An 18,294-nucleotide genomic window follows, 5' to 3' on the forward strand; every position below is an offset into this window, starting at 1 on the left:
ATAGGAAAAAGAAAAGGTGGTGCTCTTTACCACAATTTCTTTTTATCTTTTTTCCGAAAGGCTGACCTGTGCAGCTGGATAATATAAATGATCAACACTTTCTTACGAAAGTCTTGTACTGTTCATCATCAGCTCAATTTCTTTCGCTGTGATTCTCAGCAAATGATCAACACTTTCTTACGAAAGTCTTGTACTGTTTATCATCAACTCAATTTCTTTCGCTGTGATTCTCAGCAAATAATCAACACATTCTTACAAATGTCTTGTACGCCCTACATCAGCTCATCTCTTTCACAGTAAGACCATCCTCTAAAAGAGTACGTGAATCACTTAGAAAAGACAATCTTTTTGCTTCTTAATCTCTGTCCTTTTTTGCTTTGTATAGGTTATAACTGGCAATCCATTCATCCATTGAGATTTTACTCACCAATTCTCCAATCAACGCATAAGGAATCGTCTTCGTATTTGTAAATCGAATACAACTTTTTCCCATATTCAGTTTAGTAGGAACAACTTTTTTATACTCTTCTTGAAACCATTGCAGCAATTCTTTATTCCCCATGATTCCCATATGATAAAGAGCGAGGTGCTTTTTCTGTGCTCCAAGGCTGATGAAAGGCAATGGTTCATCTTTACGATTCAAATATCCTTCAGGAAAAACACTTAGCGGCACCACATAAGTCGGCATACCATACTGCATTTGTAAGACAAACCCCTCTGGTATATTTTCAGCAATAGTTTGAGCCAACGCTTTATATGCTGCCTGCCATTTCTCCTCTATCTCTACAATATATTCTTCTATTTGCTCCATAAACGCTCTCCACTTTTTATTTTGACAAAGATTGACGATATAACTCTTTTGATTTAAACCCTTTTTCTAAAATATCGATCATCTCTACTTTTCTCTTATCCTGTGTCGTTTGCTGTTTTGCACTAAAAATATATCTTGCCCAATCTCTTTTGTATCCTGGCGTCAAATTATCAAATAGTACTTTTGCTTTTGAATGTTTTTCTAGAAGTTTTTCTACTTGAGGGATAAACTGAACATAATCTTCCACCCTCGCACTAGTAGCCTTTTTATTAGGTGCTTTTCTTTCAGTATTTTTCAAACCAGTTACTGTAAACACTTCATCCAAACTGACCATCCGATTAAATTTCAATGTGCTTTTCCCTACGTACCCGTCACTATCGTCTACATCTAAGGCTGGAAAAATTTCATCCCGATGAACAAATGTTGGATACATTTTATTTCCTTTTTTTGGATAGGCAACAAAAAGGACGCCATCTTTATTCAGCAATTCTTTTTCTATCGTTACGTGTACAATTTTTTTAAACTCATCCATCGTCTTCACAAAAACAAACAAAAGATCTACAGGCTTAGTAGGAAAACCTAATTGTGCATCCTTTAATTCAGTCAGATAACTTTCATTGGGTCGATCGACGATTGCTTTTGTTGGATATGCCATTAATTTCAATTTTTCAGCGACCGATTTTGCCATGCTCTCACCCTTTTATTTCATTTGATCGTTATTGCTAGTGTAACATAAATGTGTAAAGCTTTTACAACTAAAAACAAACGATAACTGATTATTACGTGATATACTAAAAGAAACAAATTAGAAAGTAGGAAATAACGATGACCATCATTGAAACCTATATCTCTGAATGTCCACCAGAACGTCAAGAAAAGCTACAACAATTATACGATCAAATCAAGGAGCTAGTTCCCCAAGCAACAGAAAAAATAGCTTACGGTATGCCTACCTTCTATTTAGATGGAAATTTAGTTCACTTCGCTAATGCTAAAAACCACATTGGTTTCTACCCTGCTCCTTCTGCAATTAAAGCATTTAAAGAAGAATTATCAGCGTATAAGACAAGTAAAGGAGCAATCCAGTTTCCTTTAGATTCCCCTTTACCAATGGACTTGATCAAAAAAATCGTTTTGTTCCGTGTCGGTGAGAATACACAATCTTGATGCCAAAATGGACGAATACTACTCGTCCATTTTATTCTTTTTTTGAACTATGTGTAAAAATTTTGCGATGTCTACTCTTAAGTTTTTATTTTTAAATCGATAGAAACATTTGAACAACTGTTCATTATAGAATTTTTTTGCTATAATATCACGGAATGTAACATTTTATTGAGGTGAAGCTTTTGGATAATCAGAATAATTCCAATCAAACGGAACGACATTCTTATACAATACCTGAAAAGAAAAAGATCATCATGGGCTTTAACGTGGTTATTCGAGTTTTACAGTCCTTATTTGTCTTTTTAGTTGTCATGCTGTTATTAGGCGGTGCATTAGGTTTAGGAATCGGTATGGGCTATTTTGCCTTTCTTGTAGAAGACACTGAACCACCAACCAAAGAAGAGCTTCAAACAGATATCAGTGATATCACTGAAGTCTCTAAGATGACCTATGCTGACGGCACAAACATTGCCATGATCAAATCTGATTTGGTTCGAACAAGAGTTGACAGCGAGCATATTTCTCCTCTATTGAAAAAAGCGATCATCTCTACTGAGGATGAATATTTTGAAGAACACAAAGGAGTCGTACCGAAAGCTGTGATTCGTGCCCTTGTTTCTGATGCCACAGGTATCGGTGGTTCTTCCGGCGGTTCTACTTTGACACAGCAGTTAGTCAAACAGCAGATTTTAACTGACGAAACGACTTTCAAACGAAAAGCAAATGAAATCCTGTTGGCTTATCGTATTGAAAACTATTTTTCAAAAGATGAAATCGTCACAACTTATTTGAACGTTTCTCCTTTTGGGCGTAATAATAAAGGTGAAAACATCGCAGGTGTCGAAGAAGCAGCGAAGGGTCTTTTCGGAAAAAGTGCAAATGATCTCACGTTAGCCCAAGCAGCCTTTATTGCAGGTCTTCCGCAAAGCCCGATCATCTACACGCCTTACACAAACACAGGTGAGCTTAAAGATGATGAAAATCTTTCCTATGGTATGAAACGAAAAGATTTTGTATTGTTCAGCATGTATCGAGAAAAAGCGATCACTAAAGAAGAATACGAAGCAGCTAAAAGTTATGACCTGAAACAAGACTTCCAGCCACAACAAGCAGCGAATCAAAATACAGAAGGCTATCTGTATTATGCCGTTTTAGACAAAGCCGTTGAAGCGATCATGGACATCAATATCGAAAAAGCGGGTGTCAAAAAAGAAGACTTAGATGAAATAGGTCTCTCTCAATATGAAGAGCAAGCACGCAGAGAAATCCAAAATCGCGGCTACACGATTCAATCGACTATTGATCAAACGGTTTATGATACGATGCAAAATGCTGTTGCTGCCTATGGATATATGCTTGACGACGGTTACGGCACTGGTCTTGTTGAGACAGGAAATGTACTGATGGATAACCAAACTGGTAAGATCATCGGCTTTGTTGCTGGTCGTGATTATAATGTCAGTCAAAGTAATCATGCGCTGGACACTGTTCGACAAGTTGGTTCGACGATCAAGCCGATTTCAGTTTACGGTCCGGCAATCGACCAGGGAATGATCGGTTCTGAGAGCCGTTTAGCTAACTATCCCACTTCTTACAGAGGTGGTGGTGAATTAACAAATGCCACCAATTCCGGCACAAACACTTTCGATACCGTTCGTTATTCATTGGAATGGTCATACAATATTCCAGTGTATCACTTAAATGAAGCGATGAAGCAGCAAATGGGTGATGACAATTTTGCTTATAATCATTACCTAAGCAAGATGAATTATCCTGCATCTGAAGCTTGGGCTTATGAGTCTGCACCATTAGGAGCTGTTGAAGCAACCGTACTTACTCAAACAAATGGATTCCAAACCTTAGCAAACAAAGGGCAATACCAAAAAGGCTATATGATCGAAAAAATCACTGACAATAACGGTAAAGTTATTTATGAACATAAGAATGAACCTGTTCAGGTCTATTCTCCAGCAACGGCATCCATCATGAATGACATGATGCGCTCTGTCCTTGATTCAAAAATCACTACACCATTTAAACCTGTTGTTTCTGGACTTAATCCTGATCTAGCAAATGTTGACTGGATCGGTAAAACAGGAACCACTGATCTTTACAAAGATGCTTGGCTAGTCGTTTCTACGCCAACGATCACACTAGGTTCTTGGACAGGCTATGATATTCCTACAGCAATGAGCCCAAATAGCGGGGATCAAAATAGTAATTATCTTGCTAACCTAATCAATGCTGTTTATTCTGTTAGACCAGATTTATTCGGAGTAGGGCAAAAATTCACCCTTTCAGACGATGTCATTAAATCGACGGTCTCTAGTTTTACTGGTGAAAAACCTGGAACATTCACTTATAATGGTGGCACTTATACTGCTCCCGGACCAAATACAGTCTCTCTTTATGCCAAAGACGGTGCGCCAAAAAGCCAATATAAATTTGGTTATGGCGGCTCAGATGCTAATTATAGTGCTTACTGGGGACGTTATGCTACATCAGGTTCTAATAATTCTAGAACAACAACACCATCATCTTCAAACTCGAATAACACAACGCCTTCTTCTTCTGAGAAAAAAGAAGACGATAAAAAAGAGGATGACAAAAAGGATAATAATAACTAAAAAAGCGCTGAAACAAATCAAATTTTGTTTCAGCGCTTTTTACTTCACAAATATGCTATTTTAAAAGATATTCCTATCGTCAAAGATTAGGTAAAATTCGACGAGCAAAAGTCGGTCGATAAGAACTTATATTGATCTTTTCTACTACCTTACCTGGTACAGGAGCATGAATAAACTGATTATCACCAATATAAATCGCTACATGATATGTAGCTCCTTTTGCTCCCCAGAACAGTAAATCACCTTTTTGTAATGAATTCAGGCTTACTTCTCTGCCAGATGTTTCTTGTCCAGTAGTTACTCTTGGTAAATTGATATTTACAGCATTTTTATAAACATATTGTACTAATCCAGAGCAGTCAAAACCAGCAGGAGTATTTCCACCCGATAAATATGGTACACCTAAATATTTTAAAGCTAGATTCACAACTAAATCGTGTTGTGTACTTCTTGGTCCAAACGCCCTAGAATCTGTCCAATAGGTATTTCCATCCATTTGATAACGATAAAACGTCACATTATTTGATAGCAACTTGGCATAGGTTACTTTAACTTCTTTATTAATATGATTAGATGTATTTCCATAGGTAACTGTGCCTGCCAATCCATAAGGCTGATTATGGATTCCATGTCCTCCAACAGCAATTCTCATATCATAGTCTGTCTTCCATTCACTCGTTACATATGGATTTTTTGCACTCGTAAATGCTCTTGAGTCCGTCCAATAAGTATTCCCATCCATTTGATAACGATAAAATGTCACATTATTTGATAGTAATTTAGCATAGGTTACTTGAACGGCTCTGTTTATATGGTTCGATGTATTTCCATAGGTAACTGTGCCTGCTAATCCATAGGGTTGATTATGAATTCCGTGACCTCCTACTACTATCCTCATATCATAATCTGTTTTCCATTCACTTGTTACATATGGATTTTTTGCACTCGTAAATGCTCTTGAGTCCGTCCAATAAGTATTCCCATCCATTTGATAACGATAAAATGTCACATTATTTGATAGTAATTTAGCATAGGTTACTTGAACGGCTCTGTTTATATGGTTCGATGTATTTCCATAGGTAACTGTGCCTGCTAATCCATAGGGTTGATTATGAATTCCGTGACCTCCTACTACTATCCTCATATCATAATCTGTTTTCCATTCACTTGTTACATATGGATTTTTTGCACTCGTAAATGCTCTTGAGTCCGTCCAATAAGTATTCCCATCCATTTGATAACGATAGAATGTCACATTATTTGATAGTAATTTAGCATAAGTTACCTGAACGGCTCTGTTTATATGATTCGATGTATTTCCATAGGTAACTGTACCTGCTAATCCATAGGGTTGATTATGAATTCCATGACCTCCTACTACTATCCTCATATCATAATCTGTTTTCCATTCACTTGTTACATAGATTTCTTCCTGATTCCTTAATGCAGTTTTAGCTTTTTTAGAAAAAGTTGTTTCTTCTGAAATCGTTGACTCTTCAGTTGTTTCCTCTGTTTCTTCCGCAGACTCTTTTAAAGAATCTCTTTCAGTTTCATTAGTGATTACTGATTCCTCACTTACTTCTCTTATCTCTGTTGTAGACGCTTCGTTCGAAAATTTTTCTTCTTCTGCAAAAGTTAGTTTAGGTCCGAGCAGCAAAGAAAATACCAATAAAAAAACCAAACCATATTTTTTTAAATCCATCAAAAAACCTCCTAAATATATTTTTATAATATTCATAAAAATTATAAATCAAATTGTAAAAATAATCAATCTTTAAAAACTTTATATTTTTCTATATACAAATCATTTTTTGTAAAAGAGAATATTTTATTAGAGACTTAATAAAGATTTGATTTAACAGAAAGGTTACTTAACAAACAAAATAATAATAAAATTGAATAAAAAAATGTTTAACCAACTATGTTAACGTACTTAGGAGTCATGTTAACAAGTTCGTTATTTCTACAATTCCAAATAAAATTTTCTTATATTTTAGTGCATTTTTAAAATAAACAAAAAAAGACCTAGAGGAAATTTCCTCTAGGAATCACAATAATTGATTGTAAGACTTTCTTTATCAGTATTAACCATCAAAAGCTATCTTTTCGATGGTTATTTAGAGTTTGTCAGAATTTATATATTTAGTAATGACTTTATTATGCAAAAGAGTTTCTTTTCTCTATCTCTTCTTGCTTATTTAGTCGATCCTTTTTGATCCATACCGTAAGGTAAGATAACAGTTTTATCTTCGATTTCTTCTTTATTCATCAATTTTGTCAATAGACGCATAGAAACCGCACCGATATCATATAAAGGCTGTGTCACGCTTGAAAGACGCGGACGAGATACTTCTGTCAGTAGTGAATTATTGCTTGTGATGATTTCAAAATCTTCTGGTACTTTGATCCCAGCATCGATCATACCATCTAATAAACCGATCGCTAATTCATCATCTGTCACATAAGCAGCAGTTGCACCGCTATTGCGAACGCGCTCAGCTAAGGCGATTCCATCTTTAAATTTATATTCAGATTCAAAAATAAGCCCTTCACTATACGTTAAGCCATTATCTGCTAAAGCTTGTTTGTATCCTTTCATACGGTTTTGTCCGTTGATTGGATCGATCAGTGCACCACTAACAAATGCGATTTTTTTGTTGCCATTTTTTGCCAACATCGTTGTCGCATCTTTGGTCGCTTCTGTATAATCGATATTCACACTACCTACTTGCTCATCAGGATCGATCGAACCTGCTAAAACAACTGGTGTTTTAGAACGTGAAAATTCTCCACGGATCTCATCTGTGATATGATGTCCCATAAAAATGATTCCGTCGACTTGTTTCGCTAAAAGATTATTCAATACATTGACTTCTTTTTGATCGTTGCCGTCAGAATTTGCTAAAATGATGTTGTACTTGTACATCGTCGCTACGTCATCGATTCCTCGTGCTAACGAAGCAAAAAAGATATTACTCACATCTGGAATAATAACGCCAACAGTTGTCGTCTTTTTACTTGCTAAACCACGAGCAACTGCATTAGGACGATAGTCTAAACGGTCGATAACTTCCAAGACTTTTTTCCGAGTAGCTGGCTTCACATTCGGGTTACCATTCACTACACGCGATACGGTTGCCATAGATACATTTGCTTCACGAGCAACATCATAAATCGTAATTGTTTGTTTTTCCATGATTATTCTCCTAAATAATTATAATTTTTCTATTTTCTGAAAACGCTGTTTACATTTCTCACTAAGAATAGCAGACTTTTTTTGTTTTTGCAACCGTTTTAATCTCATTTTCATGAAAATTTACTATATATTTCAAAAAGCGCTTTACGTGTTTTCGTGGTATGATAAAGATACAATTTTCTTATTATCAGTTTTGTAGAAAGAAGGAGAGTTATGAATCAAGAAAAAATCAATGACTTAAAAAAATGGATGGAAAAAGAACAGATCGATCTGACCTATATCAGTGATCCTGGCCACATTGCATATTTTTCCGGCTATCACAGTGACCCTCACGAAAGAGTTTTAGCTTTATTTATTTCATTGAATAGCGGATCATTCTTATTCACCCCAGCATTAGAAGTTGAGGATGCTGAAAATAGTTCTTGGAGTGAACCAGTCTATGGCTACCTAGATAGTGAGGATCCATGGGAAAAAATCACTCAGCTGATCAAGAAAAATGGCAGTCCACGTAAAATAGCAACAGAAAAAGAAGCGTTGAGTGTTTCTCGTTTTGAACGTTTAAACCAAGCATTTCCTTCAAGTGATTTTTCAATCAGCGTCACTCCCGTCATCGAAAAACTACAGCTTTTAAAAACACCTGCTGAAGTGAACAAACTTATGGAAGCTGGAAATTGGGCCGATGTGGCATTAGAAATTGGATTCAAAGCAATTACCGAAGGTGCTAAAGAACAGGAGATCCTTGCTGAAATTGAATATCAATTAAAACGTCAGGGTATCCGTTCTATGAGTTTTGATACGTTAGTCTTAACTGGAAAAAATGCTGCAAGCCCACATGGAAACCCTGGAAATACAGCTGTTGCAAAACAGGATCTTGTTTTGTTTGATCTAGGTGTTGTTTATAATGGCTATTGTAGTGATGTAACCAGAACGGTCGCTTATAAGGAACCAACAGATTTCCAAAAGGAAATTTATTCCATTGTTTTAGAAGCGCAGTTAAAAGCTATGGATGCTGTAAAACCTGGTGTGACAGCTGGTGAATTAGACGATGTCGCTCGGGGTGTGATCAGCGGTTACGGTTATGGCGAATATTTTAATCATCGACTAGGACATGGAATTGGAACAACCGTTCATGAATACCCTTCTCTAGTTACAGGGAATGATTTAGTAATTGAAGAAGGCATGTGTTTTTCTATTGAACCTGGTATTTACATCCCAGGCAAAGTCGGCGTACGGATCGAAGATTGTCTTCATGTGACTAAAACAGGCTGTGAAGCCTTCACAAAAACAACAAAAGAATTACAAATCATCGATTAGTAAAAAGAGTGCGAAACAAAACTAAAAATAGTCTTGTTTCGCACTCTAAAATTTAATAAACGATGGAAATAAAAGCCACTGTTACGCTTCGATCCCATTCTATTTTCTTATGATTTAATATTGTCAGCCGTTTCTTTGGCAATTTTTTTCGTATCTTGTTTTGCTTCCTCTACTTTTTCAGGAACATCTTTTGTGACTTCTTTCGCTTCAGATACACCTTCTGACACCGTTTCTTTGGCTTTTTTCGCTGATTCTTTCACATCGATAAAAATATCATCTGAAGCATCTTCAGCGATATCACCTAATTCATCCACTGAATCATTCACATCTTTTGCTGTCTTTTTAAAACGATCAGATAGCTCTCCAGTTTGTTTTTTGAATGATTCTAAAACGTTATCTGATACTCCTTGTGCTTTATCGAAAGAACCTTTTGTTTTATCTTTGACATTGCCAGCTAGATCACCTGCTTGTTCTCCTAAAGCACTTGCTTTTTCTTTCGCAATCGAAGAAAGCTCAGCCCCTTTTTGAGCAGCATAGTCTGTGTAATCTGTTGCTTTGTCTTTTAAATCATCTGCTTGATTTGCCAAGTCCTCACGTAATTCTTTACCAGATTTCGGTGCTAATAATAGTGCTGCCACTGCTGCTGCAGTTCCACCGATGATTGCTCCCAAGAAAAATCCACCTTTTTTTGCCATAGTTATTCCTCCATTATTTTTTTATTTTGTTGGTTCAATTTTTGTTTTCTTTTTCGGACGAAATGCTTTGAATGCCGCTCCGCCTACTTTACTTACTACGCCAGCTTTCGCCGTTGTTTTGCCTACGGAGCCTACTTTCCCCAGCAAATTTCTACTAGAGTAATTCAAATCAGATACACTTTCACTCAATTCTGCCACTGCTGCAAATAATGGATCGATCGTTGCAACTTTCTTGTTGACATCTTCGATCAGCTCGTTACTTTTTACTAAGAGCCCCTCTACTTGTCTAGATAAAATATCCACATCTTTCGTCACAATTTCGATTGTTTTATTCGCTTCATCAACTGTTGTTGAAACCTTTTCTACAGTTTTTCCGATTTTTATCAGTACTAAAATAATAAAGACCACTAATACAGCAAATGCTACTGCTGCGATAACTGCTGCTACCTCTCCACCTGTCATATTTCTACTCCTCTCTGCAATTGTTATACACTTTTAGAATAACATCAACTAGCATTTTTCTCAAATTATTCAGTTGCTTTACTTCTTCAATTATAACAATTTAACCTAAAACTCTCTATCTTCCTTTGTGATTTTTCGTAAAATAATAAAAAAGACAGAACAATTGTCCTGTCTTTCATCATAATATTAATTTAATCTATTTCTCTTTTGATGCTTGTTCTTTCGAAAGCTCTTCACCTAGCTCAATAATATAATTACGAAGATTATCCTTCACTTCTGGGTGAACTAGACCATACTCGATACTGGTTTTCATAAAACCAAATTTATCTCCCACATCATAACGTTTGCCTGTGAATTCACGTGCGAATACACGCTGTGTTTTATTTAACGTATCGATTGCATCTGTTAGTTGAATTTCTCCACCTGCGCCAGGTTCTTGCGTTTCAAGAACATGGAAAATCTCTGGTGTTAGCAAGTAACGTCCAATAATCGCTAAATCACTCGGCGCTTCTTCTGGCGTTGGTTTTTCAACGAAGCTGTTAACATTATATAAACCACTTGAAACTTCTGCTTCCGGATTGATAATACCATATTTTGATGTTTCTTCGTGAGGCACTTTCATCACTGCTATCGTTGATGCATGAGTCGAATCATAATCGTTCATCAATTGCTTAGATAGAGGAATCTTATCTTCCATAATGTCATCGCCTAACATGACAACAAATGGTTCATTTCCAACAAAAGCCTTTGCTTGTAATACCGCATGACCTAATCCTTTTGGATGAGATTGGCGAATAAAATGAAGATTGACATCCGTCGTTTCTTCTACTAATTTTAATAATTCTGTTTTATTTTTCTCACGAAGATTGCTCTCTAATTCAAAGTTTGCATCAAAGTGGTCCTCGATTGGACGTTTTGCCTTGCCTGTAACGATCAAGATATCTTCGATACCAGAAGCCAATGCTTCTTCCACAATAAATTGAATCGTTGGTTTATCAACGATCGGCAGCATCTCTTTTGCCATAGCTTTGGTCGCTGGTAAAAACCTTGTACCCAGTCCAGCTGCCGGGATAACCGCTTTTCTTACTTTCATTTTATCTTTCCTCCTATTTATACAGAAAACTCATTTTCTGTTTTACCATCACGCAACATGATCTCTTTTGCTGCTTGTTTCACGTCTTTACCTTCATAAAGCACACTATAAATGGCCGCTGTTATCGGCATTTCAACATTTAATTGTTGTGACAGTTCATAAGCCGCTTTCGTTGTCGAAACTCCTTCAACGATCATGCCCATGTTTTCAAGAACTTCATCTAAACTATGGCCTTTTCCAAGTAGGTTTCCTGCTCGCCAGTTACGAGAGTGAATACTTGTACATGTCACGATCAAATCACCTACACCGCTCAAGCCGATAAACGTCAACGGCTTCGCTCCCATCGCTACACCCAAACGGCTGATTTCTGCCAAACCACGAGTCATGATCGCAGCTTTTGCATTATCACCAAAGCCTAAGCCATGGATCGCTCCCGCTCCTAAAGCAATGATATTCTTTAATGCAGCACCTGTTTCGACACCGATCACATCATCATTTGTATAAATTCTAAAATAGTCGTTCATGAATAATTGCTGAACATAGCAAGCCTGTTCTAAATCTTCACATGCAGCAGTAATTGTCGTGATATCGTGTACAGCAACTTCTTCTGCATGACTTGGTCCAGATAAAACAACAACACCACGGCGCTTTTCAGCCGGTATCTCTTCCATCAATACCTCTGAAATTCGTTTATGGCTGCCTTGCTCCAATCCTTTACTAGCATGAATGATCAATGGTTGATTTTTACATTTCGCTGTAAATTCCTGTGCAACAGAGCGAATTGCTTTAGTTGGAACCACGAATAAAACAGCATCTACGTTGTCGATACACTCTTCCAATGATAACGTTCCTTGAATAGATTCTGGAATCACTAGATCTGGAAGATAGTGTTGATTGGTATGATACCTATTGATTTCATCAATTTGTGCTTTATTATTGCCCCAAATGCGAACCTCATGGCCATCCTCTGCTAAAACTTGTGCCAATGCTGTTCCCCATGAACCGGGACCTAAGACAGCAACTTTTTGTTTCATTGGTGAAAATCTCCTTTACAGAAAAGCCGAACTAAATTTCATCAGCTTCTATTTATAATAACTTACTAAATTTACTACTTTTATTACTTTCATACCCAATCTATATTTTACCATAGCACAGCCATAATAGGCAGTTCTATTCTGCTTTTTTTATCGTTCCTTTTTTTCTGTCATAAAACTTGATCGCACCTTTTTTACGACGAAAAATCATTAAACCGATCGCACCGAAAAACAGCACAAGTGATACCAATTGAGAAACTCTGATACTGCCAAATGCATATAGACTATCTGTCCGCATACCTTCAATAAAGAAGCGGCCGAATGAATACCAGATGATGTATCCTAAAAATACTTCTCCTTCTTTCAAGAAATTTTTCTTTCTTCTCAAAAGAACTAGAACAATAAAACCTAAAACATTCCAAACAGACTCATACAAGAATGTCGGCTGATGATAGGTACCGTCAATATTCATATTGTCGATGATAAATTTAGGCAAATGCAGTCCTTCCAAAAAGCTGCGTGTTGTTGCTGGACCATATGCTTCATGATTCATGAAATTTCCCCAACGTCCGATAGCCTGAGCTAAAATCACACTAGGTGCTGCGATATCCAAAAATGTCCATGTTGAGATGAACCGATGTCTTGCAAAGAAGAATAACGCCAAACCTCCTCCAATCAAGCCACCGTAAATTGCTAAACCACCATTTCTAGTCAAAATGATTTCTATCGGATTATCTACATAATCCTGCCATTGAAAAATAACATAGTACAAACGAGCACCGACAATTGCACTCGGTAAGCCCCACAACATAAAATCGATCACATCATCTTCTTTTAAACCGACACGAACTGCTTCTCTACTACTTAGCCAAACAGCTAGTACTATTCCTGATACAATAATGATTGCATACCAGTAAACTGCTATTCCAAAAAGATTGAATGCAACTGGATTTACCTGACCTAACATTTGGCTACCTCCTTAAATTAAAAGCTGAACAGGCTGGTCAGCTCTGACTGAAAAATAGGAAAATAAGTTTGTGACGCTCTTTGGCACACACTTATTTTATCTTTTTTCCGAAGAGCTAGCCTGTGAAGCTAGATAAAATTAAAAGCTGAACAGGCCCGTATAGCTCTGACTGAAAAATAGGAAAATAAGTTTGTAATGCTTTTTGACACACACTTATCTTATCTTTTTTCCGAAGAGCTGGCCTGTGAAGCTAATCTATTTCTAAAATCCGAATATTTTTATCCGTTAAACGTTTCCTGAATTTTCTTCAATCAAACGTGTCAATCGTTCTTCAAATGCTTTTGTCGCATCATATCCCATTGTTTTCGCACGGAAATTCATCGCAGCTACTTCAATGATGATCGCAACATTTCGACCTGTTTTTACAGGGATACGAATCTGCGGTACATCTACATTAGCGATCTCGATCATTGCATCATCTGAACCTAAACGATCATATTTTTTATCCTTCTCCCACGCTTCAAGATACACGACCAGTTGAACCTGCATAAAGCCACGAACAGCACTAGCACCGAATAAGTTCATTACATCAATGATCCCAATGCCGCGGATCTCGATTAGATGCTGCAGTATTTTTGGCGGCTCACCGATCACTGTCAGCTCATCCTGCTGATAAACGTCGACCCGATCATCTGCGATTAAGCGATGACCTCGTTTAATCAATTCTAAGGCCGTTTCGCTCTTACCAATACCGCTATCGCCTTGGATCAATACACCTAAACCATACACATCGACTAATACACCATGGATGCTGCTTCTCACAGCCAAGCGCCCATCCAGATAGCTAGAAATCTCGCCTAATAATCGTGAAGTTGAGATCGGTGAACGTAATACAGCTAATCCTTTTTCTTTCGCTGCCTGCACCATTTCCTCCGGAGCTTCTAATCCTCTGGAAATAATGAATGCCGGTGTATCTTTCTCACATAAACGACGCATGACCATTAAGCGTTCTTCCGGTATCATCCGCTCAGCAAAGGTGATTTCTTTACTACCGAATAACTGTAAGCGATTATGGGGATAATAATTAAAATAACCAGTCAATTCTAAACCAGGACGTGAAATATCTCCTGTTGTGATCTCTCTATTTAAACTTTCTTCATCGCCATAAACGACTTCTAAAGAAAGCTTTTCTACCAGTTGATGAATTTTTACAACTTCTTCCATATTCGTCATCCCTTCTTGTTCTCTACTCGTTTCATTTTATCATTTCAAGCAGGAAGTTACTAGCCATTAACAAGATTGTCCCTATTTGTTTTAGACCATAAAGCAGCTTAGATCTGCTCATTGACTATCAACGATTAATTTGTATACTTAACTTGTATACCATCCATCAGTCAAAAAAATATGGGATGTGAGCCAGTATGAACGATACTTTGAAGAATCAGGCAAAGGAATTACCACTTACGCCTGGTGTTTATTTAATGCAGGATAAACATGGAGACATCATCTATGTTGGCAAAGCAAAAAAATTACGCGAACGAGTCAGCAGTTACTTTATCAAAAATAAACAGCATTCTAAAAAAACATTGCGGATGATCCAACAATTGACAAGCTTTTATACGATCGATGTTCCAACTGAACTTGATGCTCTCTTATTAGAATGCGAACTGATCCAAACCCATCGCCCCATTTATAACCGTCAAATGAACACATTCGAAAAATATAAATATTTTGAGATCAATATAGACGATAAGGAAATCAAACTCAATATCTTACCTGCTCCAACAGAAAAAAATTGCTTTGGTCCTTTCTCTATCCACAGAAAGCTTGATCAGGTGAAACAAATTTTAGAAGAACTATACGGATTAAATAAAAATAATTACTGGCATCAAACTTTTTCGGATCAGTCAACGATTACTTTAGATAGAGACGTGATCATTAAAGAGCTATTTGAAGCCTTTACTTTGAACGGCGAACAACCACAAAAGAGACTGGAAACAAACATGCTTTTAGCTTCTGAAAACTTCTCATTTGAACGCGCTGGAAAACTGCATGAAGAATGGCAGTTTCTTACTCGCTTTTTCAACCAAAATAAAAAGCTGATCCTTGCCAACCAAACAGACTGGCAGCTGCTTTGGCTGCCTTATGATTCAAAGATAAAATATTATTTAATCTATCAAGGCTTGGTCATCAATAGTCGGATTTATACAAAACAAACTTTTCATAAATATACTGCGGCAGAACTAGCTCAAAAAATACTGCCTAAATCAAAACCGACACACTTCAAACGATTTTCAAAAGACCAAGTTGATTTTATCAATATTTTATATAGCTACATCAATCAGCACGAAGAGTGCCGATTCGTTGATTTGAATGATCCATTTATATAAAAAAGGATAAAACCAAACGAAAGTCGTCTGAGTTTTATCCTTTTCTACTATATTTATCTAAGTTGCGTTCACTAACGATTGCATTGACTAATGACATGATTACCGCCATTAAAATCGCTGCACCAAAACTTGAAAAACCAAAGTTCATTTCTCCTACAAAAGAAGAGGTCATTTTTAACATCGCTGCATTTACAACAAAACTGAATAACCCAAAGGTGAGCAGTGTAAACGGCAATGATAAAATCGTCAGAACTGGTTTTACGAGCATATTCAAAACAGAAAGTACGAATGCGGCAACGATTGCCATACCAATGCTTCTTACAAAAATCATATTAGGAAACATCACTGAGAGTGACACAAAGGTCAACGTGTTAACAACTAAACGTTGAAAATATGTCATTAGAAGTCACTCCAGTCATCATCATCCACTTTTTCAGCATTTTTTCTTGGTTTTTGTCCGTTTGCATATGGATTTGGATTACGAGTATTACGATTATAAGGGTTTTGATGCCCATATCTGCCTTGATTATTGCATCTTCCAGAAGGAAGTAAGACAGCTAATGCAATATAAAGTAAAAAGCCAGGGAATCCTGCTGAGAATATTGCAAGAATCACATAAATCACACGAACGATCGTTGGATCTACACCGATCCATTCTGCAATCCCCGCCAAGCTTCCTGTTAATACTACGTTATTAGAAGATTTCGTCAATGGTCTTTTCATTATTTTCACCTCTCATCTTTATGATTTTACAATAGAATGGATGAAGAATCATCCTTTTTTTCTTTTTATTTGAATAATGGTCGAGAAGCAGCTAAGTTCTTTTGGCTTATCATCTCAACCATTACCCAAACCTATGGATTACTCACACTGGTCAATGATTCTACTATTTATTTATCTGTATCTTTTAAATAAATATTTCCTGTTGTTGTAGAAGCATTGATTTGTGCCATATTTTCATCGTTTAAGCGTCTGAATTGTAACAATTGATTGGTTCTTTCTTTTTTCTCACGAATAACGTCATATTCACTTAATCGGCTGTTGATGCTGCCTAAGCTTGTTTTGACCGTTCCTTCGATACCGAGTTCTTTTGGTAAAGCAATTTTTACGTTTCCGTTGACAGAGCTTGCTTCAACTTTTCTTAATGTGTTTTCTTTTGCAGTAATGCGCACATCTCCGTTGATCAATGAAACACCCACCGTTTGCGGAGTTGCAGCAATTGTTACTGTTCCGTTAACTGTTTCGATGATATTGTCTAGGATTTCTCCATCTAAAACCTTGATATCTCCGTTTACCCCTTCGATTTCAAGCATTGTCGCATCAATTTTGTTGAATGTGATCGAGCCATTTGTTGATTTGGCATAAACATCTTTTGCTTTCAACGATTCAACAAGAACGTTCCCATTCAATAATTTGATCGATACGTGATCAAAGGTGCGTTCTGGTAAGTAGAAAACTAAGTCTGCACGAACACGTTTATTCGGGATTTGGAAGGAAATCACTTCATCATCTACATCAATTTGGCTTCTTTCTAGGAATGCTTCTAATGGTGTTTCTGCATCCATTTTGCCATATAATTTGATTTTTCCTTCTACTTTGACATCTGGTTGATCCCAAGTTTTGAAAACGATATTTCCATTAGCTACTTTGACATCGATCAAGCTTGCAAGTGGTGATGGATAATTGAATTCATGTTCAAATTTTGTCGTTGCGACACCTGGAACTTTGAAGCTCACGTCTTTCCATTCCACGTTGTCATTCATCGTTTCACTAAAAGAAGTGAATGTCTTTTTAAGAAATGATCCTAATTGGGAGCCTGCTTCACTCATTTTTTCGCCAACTTGATTGATCGTGTCAGTGGCTTGCTCTTTCCAATCATCCGGAATATCAAATTTAGAAGCAACACGGTCTTTTGTTTCTGACCATTGTTCTTTGCGAATATTCTTTAATTCTGCTTCTAATCTAATTTTTTCTTGGTTTCTTTCATCTAATGAATCTTCAAGTTCTTTGATCTCAGTTTCTAATGACGTTCTTAATTCTAAATCTTCATTTGTTAATTCGCTAAGCTCTTCCTTGGTATTCAATTCCATCAATTTTTCTTGCGCTTCTTTGATTTCCTCTTTCACACCAGCGATTTCAGCGTTGATTTCGTCTAATTCTACAGAAGCACGATTAGCTTCTGTTGCAAGATCATCAAGAATTTTTTCTAAACGTTCACGATCTTCCGCTTCTTTTGCTTCTACATCTTCATCTGAAACTTCAGGTTCGATGCTTTCTTCCGCATTTTGTTCCAACTTATCTACTAAATCTACGACTTTATCATTTTCTTTTGAATCGACAGTTGCACCAGTTACGTTTACTTGATCGGCAGCTTTTTTGATTTGTTTCTCATCTTTTTCAGTTGCCATATTTTCTAATAAGACTAAAGCTTCTTCAGAAGACAGGATGCCTTTTTTAACTAAGTCTAATACTCTTTCTCTTTCTTTCATGGAAATTGCCTCCTTAGCAAATTTTTCACCCAAGGGTGTTTTCCTTATG

At 36.8% G+C, this 18,294-nt stretch carries 17 protein-coding genes; 4 read left to right on the plus strand and 13 right to left on the minus strand.

Annotated features, from left to right (window positions below):
• Positions 1-355 precede the first annotated feature (355 nt).
• Together IGI58_RS02000 and IGI58_RS02005 are read right to left on the minus strand one after the other, a co-directional pair.
• A complete protein-coding gene (locus tag IGI58_RS02000) occupies positions 356-811 on the minus strand; it encodes a DUF1801 domain-containing protein (protein WP_429954721.1) in 456 nt (151 codons plus the stop codon).
• A gap of 16 nt (positions 812-827) precedes the next feature.
• Positions 828-1,499 carry a YdeI/OmpD-associated family protein gene (locus IGI58_RS02005; RefSeq protein WP_429954719.1) on the minus strand — a complete coding sequence of 224 codons (672 nt, stop codon included), beginning with the start codon at positions 1,497-1,499 and terminating at the stop codon, positions 828-830.
• A gap of 137 nt (positions 1,500-1,636) precedes the next feature.
• Here IGI58_RS02005 and IGI58_RS02010 point away from each other — a divergent pair, with 137 nt between their 5' ends.
• Complete coding sequence (locus tag IGI58_RS02010) at positions 1,637-1,978, plus strand: iron chaperone (RefSeq protein WP_225534334.1); 342 nt, start codon at positions 1,637-1,639, stop codon at positions 1,976-1,978.
• A gap of 182 nt (positions 1,979-2,160) precedes the next feature.
• On the plus strand, positions 2,161-4,605 hold the full coding sequence (locus tag IGI58_RS02015) for a transglycosylase domain-containing protein (RefSeq protein WP_429954716.1): 2,445 nt from the start codon (positions 2,161-2,163) through the stop codon (positions 4,603-4,605).
• A 79-nt stretch (positions 4,606-4,684) separates the two neighbouring features.
• Here the strand turns inward: IGI58_RS02015 and IGI58_RS02020 are convergent, their stop codons facing one another.
• The gene (locus IGI58_RS02020) at positions 4,685-6,307 is read right to left on the minus strand and encodes an NlpC/P60 family protein (RefSeq protein ID WP_429954714.1); all 1,623 of its coding nucleotides are present in this window, start codon (positions 6,305-6,307) and stop codon (positions 4,685-4,687) included.
• Positions 6,308-6,799: 492 nt separating this feature from the next.
• Entirely contained in the window at positions 6,800-7,801 is a 1,002-nt protein-coding gene (gene ccpA, locus IGI58_RS02025) for a catabolite control protein A (RefSeq protein WP_087641307.1), read from the minus strand.
• Between the two features lie 213 nt (positions 7,802-8,014).
• Here ccpA and IGI58_RS02030 point away from each other — a divergent pair, with 213 nt between their 5' ends.
• Positions 8,015-9,115, plus strand: coding sequence for an aminopeptidase P family protein (locus IGI58_RS02030; RefSeq protein WP_429954711.1), 1,101 nt, complete (start codon positions 8,015-8,017; stop codon positions 9,113-9,115).
• A 107-nt stretch (positions 9,116-9,222) separates the two neighbouring features.
• Here IGI58_RS02030 and IGI58_RS02035 read toward each other — a convergent pair whose 3' ends face one another.
• From IGI58_RS02035 to hprK, 6 genes are all read right to left on the minus strand, one after another.
• Positions 9,223-9,810 (minus strand): YtxH domain-containing protein, encoded by a 588-nt coding sequence (locus IGI58_RS02035; protein WP_225534332.1) that lies wholly within the window; start codon positions 9,808-9,810, stop codon positions 9,223-9,225.
• Positions 9,811-9,831: 21 nt separating this feature from the next.
• Positions 9,832-10,272 carry a DUF948 domain-containing protein gene (locus IGI58_RS02040; RefSeq protein ID WP_087641304.1) on the minus strand — a complete coding sequence of 147 codons (441 nt, stop codon included), beginning with the start codon at positions 10,270-10,272 and terminating at the stop codon, positions 9,832-9,834.
• A 196-nt stretch (positions 10,273-10,468) separates the two neighbouring features.
• Positions 10,469-11,365, minus strand: coding sequence for a UTP--glucose-1-phosphate uridylyltransferase GalU (gene galU, locus IGI58_RS02045; protein ID WP_225534331.1), 897 nt, complete (start codon positions 11,363-11,365; stop codon positions 10,469-10,471).
• A 17-nt stretch (positions 11,366-11,382) separates the two neighbouring features.
• Complete coding sequence (locus IGI58_RS02050) at positions 11,383-12,399, minus strand: NAD(P)H-dependent glycerol-3-phosphate dehydrogenase (RefSeq protein ID WP_429954708.1); 1,017 nt, start codon at positions 12,397-12,399, stop codon at positions 11,383-11,385.
• A 136-nt stretch (positions 12,400-12,535) separates the two neighbouring features.
• Positions 12,536-13,366: a prolipoprotein diacylglyceryl transferase gene (lgt, locus tag IGI58_RS02055; protein WP_429954706.1), complete on the minus strand. Its 831-nt coding sequence runs from the start codon at positions 13,364-13,366 to the stop codon at positions 12,536-12,538.
• Positions 13,367-13,651: 285 nt separating this feature from the next.
• Positions 13,652-14,590 (minus strand): HPr(Ser) kinase/phosphatase, encoded by a 939-nt coding sequence (gene hprK / locus IGI58_RS02060; RefSeq protein ID WP_087641300.1) that lies wholly within the window; start codon positions 14,588-14,590, stop codon positions 13,652-13,654.
• 197 nt (positions 14,591-14,787) lie between these two features.
• Here hprK and IGI58_RS02065 point away from each other — a divergent pair, with 197 nt between their 5' ends.
• Positions 14,788-15,756, plus strand: a complete 969-nt coding sequence (locus IGI58_RS02065) for a GIY-YIG nuclease family protein (RefSeq protein WP_429954703.1) — start codon at positions 14,788-14,790, stop codon at positions 15,754-15,756.
• A 34-nt stretch (positions 15,757-15,790) separates the two neighbouring features.
• Here IGI58_RS02065 and IGI58_RS02070 read toward each other — a convergent pair whose 3' ends face one another.
• The 3 genes from IGI58_RS02070 to liaX form a co-directional block, all read right to left on the minus strand.
• Entirely contained in the window at positions 15,791-16,156 is a 366-nt protein-coding gene (locus IGI58_RS02070) for a phage holin family protein (RefSeq protein ID WP_087641298.1), read from the minus strand.
• Positions 16,156-16,479: a PspC domain-containing protein gene (locus IGI58_RS02075; RefSeq protein WP_429954701.1), complete on the minus strand. Its 324-nt coding sequence runs from the start codon at positions 16,477-16,479 to the stop codon at positions 16,156-16,158. Before IGI58_RS02075 ends, IGI58_RS02070 begins: the two co-directional genes overlap by 1 nt.
• Before the next feature lie 167 nt (positions 16,480-16,646).
• Complete coding sequence (gene liaX / locus IGI58_RS02080) at positions 16,647-18,245, minus strand: daptomycin-sensing surface protein LiaX (protein ID WP_087641296.1); 1,599 nt, start codon at positions 18,243-18,245, stop codon at positions 16,647-16,649.
• Between the last annotated feature and the right edge of the window lie 49 nt (positions 18,246-18,294).

It is taken from the genome of Enterococcus sp. AZ020 (assembly GCF_050499205.1).
Taxonomy (GTDB): domain Bacteria; phylum Bacillota; class Bacilli; order Lactobacillales; family Enterococcaceae; genus Enterococcus_L; species Enterococcus_L dunnyi.